The organism is Micromonospora sp. WMMA1949 (assembly GCF_027460145.1).
GTDB lineage: Bacteria > Actinomycetota > Actinomycetes > Mycobacteriales > Micromonosporaceae > Micromonospora.
The window spans coordinates 817,523-830,007 of sequence record NZ_JAPZBG010000001.1; the positions used below are offsets into that span (position 1 = coordinate 817,523).

Genomic DNA, 12,485 nt, shown 5'->3' on the forward strand with positions numbered 1-12,485 from the left:
AGCACCGCTGTTAACATCGTCAACACCGTTGAACGTCCGCAGTTTCGTCAACAATCTCGGCCGATGACGAACGATACGGCGGCTCACCAGTGTCCCCGTGGACGAGCGGGCCGGCCCCTCAGTGGTGCCGAGCAACCGTCGGTCGGATGCAGGACACCACTCAGGCCGGGGAACGCCACAGATACTCGAAATCACGGAAGGCGAGTTCAGCGCCGAAGTGGGCGATGTTGTCGGCCACGTCCAGCACCAGACACTCCTGCGTGCCGTGGTTCCTAGGACCACGCAGACCTCGCCCGATCATCTGCTGATACACGTTCGGGCTGAAGGTCGGCCGGGCCACCACGATGGCCCTCGTCGCCGGCGCATCGAAGCCCTGGGTGAGCACGTTGTAGTTGGTCAGCACCCTGATCTCCCTGTCTCGGAAGCGACGGATCGTCTGCCGGCGCAGACCGTCCTCCGTCGACCCGCTGACCGCCGCCGAACTCACCCCACGCCGATTGAGGAGGGCGGCGAGAACGTGAGCGTGCTCGACAGAGGTTGCGAACACCAGGATCGGCCACTGCTGCGGCAGTGCAGTGATCTCCTTGACCAGCATCGTGGTGCGCTCCTGGTCCGCCGCCAGGCGGTTCTCGGCACTGGTGGGCAGCCAGGGATGGGTCGCCGCGTCGGCGCGCTCACGCTCCGACAGCTCGATGGTCGCCCCGTTCAGCTCACGATGACGTACCTGGGCCAGCACACCCATCTCCTGCAGGCTTCGGTACGGTCGCGGTCCCAGCACCTCCCGCCCGTCGACGTCGAAGTCGAGCCGATTGGTATTGTAGCGGCGGGTCAGACGCTCCGTCTCCCGCTCGTTGGCGCCGACGAACGGGGTCGCGGTCAGCCCGATCAACGGACATCTCGTGCGATGCGGCGTGATTCCGAGCGAGGCCAGAACCGATGTGTACCTCGGACTCAGGGAGGTGTGCGCCTCGTCGATCACCACGCACTGGGCATCCCGTAGCCACTCGTAGTCGGGTGCATCGAGGACCAGGGCGAGCTTCGCGTCGGTGGCGACCACCAGGTGAAAACCGTCCGTGACCGGATCGGCCGCATTTCCCGACCAGAGCCTGCTGACGGTAAGGCGTGCGGCGCCGCCGAGACTCCGCCAGGCAGTCTGCCAGCTGTACACCGCCTGTTCGCACAACTCCTCCGACTGGGCGATCCACAGAATCGGTCGCGACCGCGCCAACGCCTCCTCACGCATGGATTCGATGAGAGCCTGAACCGCGGTACGCGTCTTGCCGGCACCGGTCGGCAGACACAGCATTCCGCGCTGGGGCGGCCGCGACTCGGCGACCGAGCGGACCCTCCGTACCATGATCTCCTGATACTCGTGCAACGGCGGGAACGAGGCCGGGCCCTCGACGACGACCCTGGCGTCCAAGGAGGGCTGCCGCTCGCCCGCGTACGTCACAGGAAAGCCCAAGTCGGTCACGAGTCGCCGCGCCCGATGGCCGCCTGCCCATTGCTCCGGTACGTCCAGGCCCGAGCGGTCGAGGTCGCTGCGGTACTCCCGCAACACCGTGGAACCGAAGACGTTCAGGGCGAGCTCGGCGACGGTGCGGTCGTCGAGCGGCCCCTCGGATGCGGCCACGGATTCCAGGACCGGTTGCGGAATCCTGGTCCGCAGAACGTCGGCGCCGAGCAGGACGAGCAGTCGGGCAGCATCATCGGGCTGGTCACGCACGGCGACGAGGCGCGCGTCCAGCCGCACCTGGTCGTTGTGAATCAAGATCTGCTCGATCTGCTGATCGCTGACCTGCAGTCCGAAGCCGCCCCGGAGCCGACGCAGCAGTGTCGTGTCGTCGTAGGGCTCCAGGCAGTAGACGACGTCATCCGACCTCAGTATCGGTGCCGGTCGTGCCCGCCGCCCGTTCGGCCCGCTGACGAGTTCCTCCAACTCGCTGCACGCGACCACCTGCACGCCCTGCACGGGACGGCCGGGAAGGAAGCGCAGCCGTGGGAACAGGTCCTCGAGCGGCACAGGCTCACGCACGGGAACCGCCCGCACCTCGTTGCCGAGCACGTCGTCGAGGAGCGACAAACCCCACGCGGCCCTCAACCCGTCGACCGCCCCCGCCGGTACCGGCAGCATCGGGACGTCGTGGTCGCGAAGTCGCCGCCGTTGCCCCGCGTCGACGGCCATGGTGATCTCGCCAGGTGCCGCCCAGGTCCGCTCGGCACCGGCCAGGCAACGGATCCGGGGCGGCGCAGCCGGCAGATACGAGCAGGCCAACCCGTAGATCTCCCCCACCTGCTCGATCTGCAGGTGCTCCTCGGCATGGGCGACCAGGCGTCGCCATCGATCCACGCCGATCTCATCGATGCGCTGCGGTAGGCCCAGAGCTGTCGCCAACTCGGCGCCGACATCGGCCGCCGGCAGCACTCCCGTCGGAAGTGCCAGCGCGGGACCGACACTGTCCTCGACCGGTAGGACACCCCACGAGGTCTGCAGATGTCCGTAGCGCCGAGCCGCCCAGACCAGCGGCGACGGCACTTCGACCCGGAGGCCGGCGCGGGTGGCGGCACTCACGTGCCACGTGGTGACGACACCGGCGGCCGGCACATGCTGCAAGAACCGCGCCGCCTCCGACGGGCCGAGCGTACGCAGCAGTCCGAGAGGGCCCGCAGGCGCTATGCCTGCGACCTTGATCCCGCGCTCGGCCGGCCTGCTCGCCTCCGGAGGCAGTGACCCGTAGAAGCGGGAGATCATTTCGCGGCGGTACTCGTCGAGCCTGCTGTCCCCGCCCGGATCGTCTGACACCCTCGGCACGTCACTGAGGCCCAGCAGCGTCAACAACGCCACATCGTCGCGGTGGACGTCGACGTCGACGGCGACCGCCGAGCCGGGCCGCACCACGCGACCGGGCATCAGACAGTCCCGCAGCCCCACGAACGAACCCGATCCGACCCGGACCCGCACCCGGTCGGCGAACTGCTGCTCCTCGATCATCGCTGCGGCGACGGAGGGGGCCAGGCGTCGGGTCAGGGACCAGAACGTCTCCCACGACTCGTCGTCGGCGATCGGCATGTCGCCGTGCAACAGAGACAGCAGTCGCCCGGCTGCGTCGGCCTCGCGGATTCCGAGATCGGTCAGGGCCTCGTCGAGTTCAGGGTCCTCGTCGAGGCGCCGGTCGATGTAGGTCAGCCCGTCGGCTTCGGGCTCCCCCGGTGTGCGGCGGAAGACCTGATCCGACAGTGTCACGACCCGACCGTCGGCGACGAGCACGATCCGCGCGCCCCGGGCCACATCCAGCAGAGGATGGCCGCGTTCGTTGATTCGCGCGACGATGCGCAGCGCAACCGCCGACCCGGCCGGGGAGCCGGGCACCGCCACGGCCTGCAACCACTGCAGCAGCGAGGCCGGCCCTCTAGCGGCACCGAGGAGGATCTGCTCCGCCCGTGACCGCCGCACGGTCTCCTCGATCGAGTGATGGCACCAGTCGTCGGGACGTCCGGTCACTCCCCGCCACAGCGACAACCACTCCGGATCGAGCCGGGCCGGATGCAGCCGCAGCTCCACGGGGGCGCGCAGACGACCGTTCTGGTCCGGCAGGCTCGGCCGACCGGCGGCGAGCCGGTACACCTCCGTACTTAATGCTTTGTCCGCCCAGTTACGGGCTTCGCGCCCCCGAGCGGTGATGTACAGCAGGTGGCGGGACGGGTCCTCCTCGATGCTCAGCTCCGGCAACGAGTCGACGATCAGCTCCGCTGCGGCCGTCATCAGCTCTTCGTTGAACAGATTGTCCTTGAGCAGGTTCTGCCTGTCCTCGTTGGTCTTCCACGGAACGTTCAGGATGCCGCTGAGCGTGGTCTCGTACGTCGTCGGGAAGAAGGCCCAGAATCTCCCGATGCCCTGGCCACCGCCGGAGACCGGGACGGCCCAAGAGACCGGGATCTCGTCACGGTCGTGGAACTCGCCTGCCTCGCGGCGCGCCTGCTCGCTGGGGCGGTGGATCCGGTCGAAGACCTTCCACACGGTGAAGCGCTCTGCGCCGCCGGACTGCTCGACGACGACGCGGTCGGTGCCGTCCGCGTGGACGGTGACGGTCTTCCGCCGTGGGACGACCCCGGTCCGGTCGTCGAGCTCCAAGCGACCGATGTGCGGGGAGAAGATCACGAAATCGCTGGGGAACTCATTCAGGTCTCGGGTGAGTCGGTCCAGGTGTCCATCGAGCAGGGGCAGCCGGATCACGGTCATGGCCCAGGACATCAACTCGTCGAGCACCGGGTCGCAGGCGCGGGCTGCGTCCGTATCCAGCACCTGCGCCACCCGCAGCACCGGCGTAGGTCCCGTGGTGCCCGTGCGATCGCGGATGGTCGCCTCGGCGTGCCGTCGGTCCCACCCGAAGGATCCGCTGCGGCTGAAGAAGTCCGGGCTGTCGCTGATCGACAACACGGACTTGAAGCCGAGCCCGAACCGGCCGATCTCCGTCCCTCGCTTACGGGACATGTGGGACGCCAGAATGGTCTCCGCGCCGTCCTGGGTGATCGCTGTCCCACGATTCGCGCAGTACAAGGCGTCGGGAGTCAGCACGACGTGGATTCCACCGCCGGGTTCGCGTTGCAACTCGTCGGCGCCGTTCTGGATCAGCTCGTACAGCTGACGGCGGCCGTAACCGCCCTGGGTGATCGACCGCTCGATGTTGGCGTGTTCCTCGATCAGTCCGGGGTGGGCCGTGTAGGCCCGGAGGCACTGGTCCGTCAGCTCCGTAACCCGTCGAGCGACCGCGCCGTCGGGCCCCTCCCAGCGCGGCTCCGCCGCCACCGTCTCAGTCCTCCAGCCGGGCGAGCCGGTAGAAACCCGGGGGGATCCCCGGGTCGTCCTCGTGGCTGTGGATCAGCCAGCCCTCGTCGATCAGCGTCTGCAGGTCGGTGCGCCAACCGGCCGATCTGGCGACCCGCTCCAGCCGGGCCGCGGCGACCGGCCAAGGCGCGACGTGGAACAGGTACTCGATGAGACGGTCCTTGGGGTTGCCACCCTTGATCTGCGCGATCAGTGCGTCGTCGTCGACGACCGATCGATCGAGGCGGTCGGCTCTGAGCCGGTACGAACGCCCCGGCCCGCTGCCGAGGGCCTCGATGTCCCAGCCGAGATCGCGCAGTTCGCGGATGCGACGCGTCCACTCCTCGATCCCGGAGACACCCTCGAGTTCCCCCGCGGTGACCGCCTGGCCGACCCGTTGCCGCAGGTACGCCAGAACTGCCGTACGCGCCCCGCCCAGCAACTCCTGGCGTACCCCGGCCAAGGCGTCACGTTCCCCGGCGATCAGGCGCCCGATGTCGGCGGAGGTCGTCAACCAGCCGGTGGCCGTCTGCTCGTCGCGCCGAGCCCGGTGGACCAGGCCGAGCGCCTCGGTCAGCCGGCGTTCCAACAGGTCCAGGTGATCGGCGACGTTTGTCCTCGGCACGGCGGCCTTCCTCGACACAGACTCCCCTTTCCCTCAGCGTCAGAGGCCGCTGAAGAACCCGTCGCCAGGATGCGTCGGCCAGCCGATCAGCAGGCCCCGGTCCAACAGGGTGTTGTTGTGCTCACAGCTGGTCTCGGGCATCAGGCTGCACACGTGGCAGGCGGCAAGGTTCAGGCTGTCCGCCCCGCCGGTCTCCGACTCCATGCACAGCGGGTCCGCCGAGCACCACTCGGCCCGTCGCAGCGCCGAGCGCAGCGTGCGCGTCAGGCGGTCCGGATCCGCCTGACGCACGATGCCGCCGAGGCTGCCGGCGGAGTCGCTCGTGGCCGTGTAGATGAGCAGACCGGCCATCTCACCGTCGGTGTAGAGCCGCTCGCGCATCGCCGACGCCGAATATCCGGAGTCCAGGCTCCACTCGTTGATCAGCACATGCGCCAAGGTGTGCAGCAGGATCGCGCGGGCCGTGAGCCGTGAAGGCGGGGCGGGCCGACCGGCGGCCTCGGCGCGCCGTCGCAGCAGGGCGTCGTGGTTGGCCATGAGCAGCCCGGCGCGGTCGATGACGGCCTTGCGCTGTTCCCATTCCCGGAGCATCTGCTCGCTGATCCGGAGGAAGACACCCTCACCGATGACCTCCATCGCCGGCAGCCAATCCGGGTCGCCCAGGGTCAGTGCCGCGTGTCGGGTTGCCGTGTCCGCCGCGCTCGGCGGCTCGACCCGGGTGAACGACTGCAGGACGCGCACCTCGCGCAGCCGGGTCACCTTCATCACCTGCCCGATCTGCGGCATCGGTGGAACTCCCGCGGCCGGCTGGCATTCGAAGTCCTCGTACTCCTCGTCACCGCTGGTGCCGGAGCACAGCTGCTCGTACTCCTCGGCACGCAGCTCGGCGTCCAGGTCACCCGGCTCCGCTGTGGTCCCCTCCTCTTCGAAGCGAGCCCGTTTCCGTACGGCGGCGACGACCTGCTCGGTGGTGATGCCCTTCCTCAGGAGCCCGGCGGCCTCGGCCTGTTGGGCGATTACCTCGTCGGTGGACGTGCGCCACATGGTGTAGTAGCGGTCGATGGCCGTCTGCACTTTGTCCGACCACGGTGGAATCGCCAACGAGGAGCGCACCATGCCGAACCAGGCCGCCGAGGAGCCTCGCTGGAGGGTCCGTGGGGGACGAGCGCAGTCGACCTTGGCCGCATCGCGCAGCCACGGACGCGCACCGGTGCAGCGGATCCCCAGCCTGCGCAATTCGCTGCGCCGGAACGCGCCCTCCATCGACGCCTTGCGGCCGCATCCGCACTCGATCTGAATGGACCGCAGACTCGCCGTGCGTCCCGTGGTGACCATCTTGAGGTCCTGCATGCACGACACCACGCCGTCCGGGGTGCCGCGGTGCGCCCATTTCCGGTACGGGAAGTCCTCCAGGTGCCCGTCGTCGCAGGCGAGCACGAAGCGGCTCGGGATGAGCGAGCCGCCGCAGGCGCACTTCGAGCCGCGCCCACCGAAGCGCCCGTACGGCTGCAGCAGATGGCAGCTCATACAGGTGTACATCTCGGGGAACCGCTTGAGGCCCGCACCGTGGTAGTCGCTCTCCGCAGGCGGCAGGTAGAGCTTGTCGACACGCAGTGCGCGCTGCAGCCGCGGCTCGCTCGTCTCCTCCCGGTCGTTGATCCGCCAACTGTCCAGGCCGAGCACGATGTACGAGGCATCGTCGATCGCGATCATCGATCCGACGCCGTACGTGGTGATCATCTGAGCCCGGCGAGCCTTGCCGATCGGCGGCTTCCTGGCCGGCGCGCTCCGTGTCGGCCGCTGCGGCCTGCGTCCCGGCATCCTCATCGCCCCTCTCGTGGGAACAGGCTGGTCTCCACGTCGACGTCGCGGAGACTGTTCATCGTCGGGAAAGAGAGCGGCAGGTCGTCGTCCTCGAAGGTGCACAGCAGCGCGGAGTGCTCCGCTCGCGCTCTGGGGTCGGAAGGGCCCCTGCCGACCCGGTACTTCAAGCCGTTGTTCCAGTCGGCCAGGTCGGCCCACCGCTGGATGATCTCATCGAGATGTTCGGCCGTTGCCTGCACTTCGTCGGGGGCCACCCGACGCACCCGCTCCAGGATCCGGTCGGCCAGGTCCCTCAGGTCTGCCTCGAACATGTCCACGTTTCCTGCGGCGTCGTTGTCGCGGGCGTCGGTGACCGTCATGCGTACGGCGCTGATCAGCGCCGCGTGCAGTGCCCGGTCGCGGGCACGGGCGGAGAACGGCGTGACGCTCGTCGACTCCACCTGTCGGTACAGCGCCGAATGGTACGCGCGGAAGTTCTCGTAGTGCGATCGGTCGCGCGAACGCGCCGCGTTGTAGAGCATCACCACGGTCCCGGGGTGCTTGCGTCCGACCCGACTGGTCGCCTGGATGTATTCGGCGGTAGTCTGCGGCTGGCCGGTGACGGCCATGAGGCCGAGCCGGTCGACGTCGACCCCAACCGAGATCATGTTCGTTGCCAGCACGACGTCGAGTGCATCCGGCTGCCCGTACGGCACGTCGAGCTGGCGCAGCAGCAGCGGGATCTCGCTGGCGTTGGCCCGGCTGGTCAACTCGCCGGTCTCGACATCGCGCGGCTCACCCCCGCCCTCCTCGGCCAGACGCTGCAACCGCAGCACCACGTCGTCGTTGACCTGAAGTTCCGCCGCCGCCAGCAGACGCAGACTGTTGAAATAGCCGATCAGCGTGCAGTAGGCGTCCCGGACCGCGTCCTTGGCATCGATCTCCACGGCATGGTGCAGCAGGGCGGCGTACGCCCGTACCAGCAGCGTCGCCTGGCTGGTTCCCGGGGCGAACAGGCCGACGTAGCGGCGCGTCGGCTTTCGGTCCGCCGGCGCCTGCACGGCGAACCACGAGTCACGGGCGTCGAGCCCGGACGGCGGGAACTGGTGCACGTCCCGGTCGAACAGCGCCCTGCCCTGCTCCCTTGCCCGCCGGATCGTCGCCGTCGAGGCGACCACCTTCGGCCGGTCACAGGCGATGTCGATGGCGGACTCGTACAGCCCCACCAGGGTGCCCAGCGGACCCGAGATCAGGTGCAGCTCGTCCTGGATGATCAGCTCCGGAGGCGGCGTGCCCGCGGGCGCTTCGGTCCGGTTGAACAGTGCCGCCGGTTCCGGCTTCCACGCCATCTGCGCGAATTTGTCGACCGTGGCGATGACGAGCGTCGGACGGTACGCGTACACCGCCTCGTCGACCAGGTGCACGGGCAGGCCGTCGCGGAACTCGCACTCGTCGTCGCCGCACGCGACGACCATCCTGGTCCCGTGCCGATCGACTCGATAGCGAACGGCATCGATCGAGATCCCGCACCAGGGACAGCGCCGCAACTGTACGGGATTCTCCTCGCGCAGGGTGTCCCCATTGCGCAACTTACGCAACGCCGTCTCGGCGTCTTTGAGGTAGTTCGGGGTGGCACTGGAGCCCACCCACATGCCGATGGACACCTCCTCGGTGCCCAGATCCGGCTCGTCCTGTCTGATCCGCTCCATCGCACAGATCAGCGTCGCGGCGCGCTCGAACTGCTGAAGGGTGAGCAGCCGCAGCGTGTAGCGCATCAGGACGGTCACTCCCGCCCCTACGCCGCCTCGGCGCAGGCGGCGCAGAAAGACGGTGAATGCGACCAATCCCAGATACGCCTCGGTCTTGCCACCGCCGGTCGGGAACCACAGCAGGTCGGCGACCTGCCGGTCCTCGTGGTCGGGATCGGCGATCCCTCGCAGGCACAGCAGGATGAAGCCGAGTTGGAACGGATACCACCGCCCGGCCTCCAGGTCCAGGCGCGCGGTGCGGTCGCGCATGCGCAGCGTACGCGCGCGTTGCAGCGCCATGGCCCGGTTGGCCAGTTGGAAGGCTCGGAGCACCTGGGCGTCCCCGGCGAGCAGGTCGACGCCCGCCACCATCCGGTCGTGGGCCGTACGGCACAGCCGTGCCTGTTCGACAGCGACGTCGGCATAGGCGGTGTCGGCCAGCGCCGCTGCCCTGGCCTCGAGTTCACCGACCCACTCCCCGTATCCGGACAGCAACGCCCGCAGCCTGCCGACGACGTCGTCGCGACCCCCGGTGGCCAGCGCGTACATGCCGAGCCCGGAAGCATCGATGCGGCTGTTCGACTCCGACAGCAGCACGTCGAACGACGGCACGAACGACGAGCGCACCTCAGCCACCCGCCGGGGGCGATCGGAGGCGTCCGGCTCGGCCGGATCGCTCCATTCGGCCGCGCAGCCGTGGCCGGTGGCGAACGACGGTGCGTGCCGATAGAGCAGTTCGGCCAGCAGCGTCTCCTGGTCGTCGCCCAGGGCCGGGGCCGTCTGTTGGACGATCGCCGGTGCGGCGCCCTGCGACGCCACCGTCAACGCGCACTGGAAAAAGCAGTACGGATCCCGCATCGGCCCCGCGGCGACGTGGACGTCGACGAGGGTGACGGTGACCGTCACGAAGCCTCGCCTGTCCGCCGGCCGCACCAGGGTTCGCACCTCGAGGCCGGGCACCGCCTGCACCCTGTCGGCACCGGTCCGGGTCAGGTCCAGCGCGATCGGTGGCACCGACACATTGCGCCGACGCCACCGCACTGTCGACTCCTCGGTGGAGCGGGCCACCTGCGCCTGCGCCTCGGCCGGGCGTCCCTCCGCATCGATCGGTTCATACACGCCGGCTGCGACCCGCACCTCCAGCGACCCGCCACGCGGATCCGCCACGAACGTCAGTCCCATCGAGGAAGGGCTCTGCACGTTGGCCATCGACACCCCGGTGTCGGGTCGCTCGTCGGTGTCCAGTCGGGCGGAGGCCAGGTCCACATCCGACTCCGCTGCGTCCTCGACCCGCAGTTCGCCGTCGCGCTGCGGGAAGAGGACCCCGGTCAGGTAGCTGGTGACGGGTGGATCGGTCAGGATCTCCTCGTCGCCGCCGGCGGGCCCGAGCAGGTCCAGCTCGAGTCGCCCCGTCAGCTCGTCGCGGAACCCGTAGTGTTCGTCGAAACCGCTCACCGGCGACTCACCCTTCTGCCTTCTCGTAGTGGAAACGGCTCAGGCCGCTGATCCTCGGCGCCAACCAGATCCCGTGGTCGCCCAGGCCCGCACGTGCGCCCTCCGCGGTGCTTCCGGCGGCCACCTCGACCGCCTCGACGTGGCAGTCGGTGATCGTCGCCGGCCAGGCCCGACGGTCCCCGGCCTTGCGGCCGCCCAGATGCCTGCCCATCGCCTCACGGAACGCCTTCGACACGACTGCGATGAGCCTGCCCTGGTGTTCCACGCCGTACAGCGGCGCCGGGCAGTCGTCGACGTCACGGGCCAGCACCGACATCCGCACCTCGTCGCCCGACCGGACCACCTCGGCGAGGTAGCGCTGCACAGCGCCGGGGTCGTCGCTGAAGCCGTGCGCCCCTGCCGGGAACTCGTGGTCGATGTCGTGCCCTTCCACGGCCATCCCCAGCCAGGGGCGGCGGCCGCTGCCGAATCTGGCCAGCCCCCACCGCCCGGACTCCCCGGACTTCCGCCGGTAAACGGGTGCGCGGTTCGGCAACGCCGTGAGCCGGAACAGGTCCTCACGTGATCGGGTCATGGCCATGTACGTCAGCCGGGCCTGCTCCAGCGGATCCTCGTCGTCCCGGGTGTCGCTGTCGAGCAGGAACACGCGGTCGAACTCCAGCCCTTTCGCCCGGTGCAGCGAGGAGACCGTCACCGCCGCCGGCGGTGTGGGCAGTCGCAGGCGACCGAGACCGCGGACGGCGATCAAGGCACGCAACCGAACGAGATCGATACGGTCGCGGCCGCGCGCGAGCACCTGCAGCGCCTGCCAGGTCGCCTCCGCCGTATCGGCGTCCAGGCCGCAGGCGGCGAGGAAATCGTCACGACTGACACTGAGGGCGGATTTGCCGCGGAACAGCTCCAGGAGCCAACGAGGGTTGAGGTCGTCGCCCGATCGCCGCTGCAGCTGATGCCCGATGCCGGCGGCGTGCAGGACGGCCGAGACCTCGAGTGCCTGACCGTTGTCGCGGCACAGCACCGCACAGTTCCCGTCCAGGTACGAGAAGCCGGTGACGACGTCCTGCAGGGCCCCGGCCGTGGGAACGTCCAGCAGCTCACGCCGGACGGACGAAGCGATCCGTCCGGGATCGACGAGCCCGGTCGGTGAACGCAGTGCCTCACCGCATGCGAGAAGTCCCGCCGGGCGCGGGGTGACTGCCCGGAAGTCGCGGGTGAGCGACAGCTCGACCAGGTCCTCACCGTAGTGGTCCCGGAGCCAGGAGAAGACGTCGCCGACGTCGTGCGCGTCGCGACGTTGGAAGTCGTAGACGGCCTGAGCCGGGTCACCGACGGCGGTGAACCCCGTGTCCAGGGTCTCGAGCAGCGCCTGAACGAGTCGCCGACGGTCACCCACCAGGTCCTGGACCTCGTCGAGCATCACGTGCCGCAGGCCGTCGAGGAACTCCTCGGCGTCCCCGGCGAGGATCGCCTCGGTCGCCGTGCGGATCCGCTCGTCGAAGCCGAGCAGGTGCCAGTCGCCCGGGTAGGTCTGGGTCAACAGCTCCAACGCCCAGGCGTCGAAGGTACGAGGACTGACGAACCGGCCCGCGCCGGTGGATCGGCTCGACCGCCGCTCCAGCTCGTGTACCGCTGCGCGGGAGAACGACAACACCAAGACCTCATCGGCGTCGAGGCCCTGCTCCGACAGCCGGTCCAGACGTCGCACGAGCGTGAACGTCTTGCCGGTACCCGCAGGGGCGATCACCAGCGTGCGGGCGTCCCACGGCTGTTCGACGACACGCCGCTGCTCGACGGTTGTTCGGTCCTCACCGATTCGCCCGGCGCTCATCTGATGGCCCACGCGATCTCCGAGTCCGCCCACACCAGTCCCCCCACCGAGTCTCACATCTCCGTCCGGGCCAGGCCTCGGCCGTACCGGCCGGTGCACATTCTGATTCGGCCGCCCACCTCGCCGTCAGACCGGCCCCGCCGTCCTTCGGACGGGCACACTCGGCTCCACCGACCGGTGAGTTCCAGCGCGTGTGCCGCC

General features: G+C 69.3%; 5 protein-coding genes. All 5 read right to left on the reverse strand.

Going from position 1 to position 12,485, the window contains the following annotated elements:
• Nucleotides 1–160: 160 nt before the first annotated feature.
• The 5 genes from O7607_RS03590 to O7607_RS03610 are packed head-to-tail and all read right to left on the reverse strand — an operon-like array spanning nucleotide 161 to nucleotide 12,284.
• The gene (locus tag O7607_RS03590; RefSeq protein WP_269700965.1) at nucleotides 161–4,807 is read right to left on the reverse strand and encodes a sacsin N-terminal ATP-binding-like domain-containing protein; all 4,647 of its coding nucleotides are present in this window, start codon (nucleotides 4,805–4,807) and stop codon (nucleotides 161–163) included.
• A 4-nt stretch (nucleotides 4,808–4,811) separates the two neighbouring features.
• Nucleotides 4,812–5,450 (reverse strand): hypothetical protein, encoded by a 639-nt coding sequence (locus O7607_RS03595; protein WP_269700966.1) that lies wholly within the window; start codon nucleotides 5,448–5,450, stop codon nucleotides 4,812–4,814.
• Between the two features lie 39 nt (nucleotides 5,451–5,489).
• Entirely contained in the window at nucleotides 5,490–7,277 is a 1,788-nt protein-coding gene (locus tag O7607_RS03600; protein ID WP_332367325.1) for a DUF1998 domain-containing protein, read from the reverse strand.
• Nucleotides 7,274–10,456, reverse strand: a complete 3,183-nt coding sequence (locus tag O7607_RS03605; protein ID WP_269700968.1) for a helicase-related protein — start codon at nucleotides 10,454–10,456, stop codon at nucleotides 7,274–7,276. Before O7607_RS03605 ends, O7607_RS03600 begins: the two co-directional genes overlap by 4 nt.
• 7 nt (nucleotides 10,457–10,463) lie before the next feature.
• Entirely contained in the window at nucleotides 10,464–12,284 is a 1,821-nt protein-coding gene (locus tag O7607_RS03610) for a UvrD-helicase domain-containing protein (protein WP_269700969.1), read from the reverse strand.
• Nucleotides 12,285–12,485: the final 201 nt, after the last annotated feature.

Bases quoted from the DNA above. Each gene is read 5' to 3' on its own strand.
- O7607_RS03600 (WP_332367325.1), bottom strand. From the start codon at position 7,277: ATGAGGATGCCGGGACGCAGGCCGCAGCGGCCGACACGGAGCGCGCCG.
- O7607_RS03610 (WP_269700969.1), bottom strand. From the start codon at position 12,284: ATGAGCGCCGGGCGAATCGGTGAGGACCGAACAACCGTCGAGCAGCGG.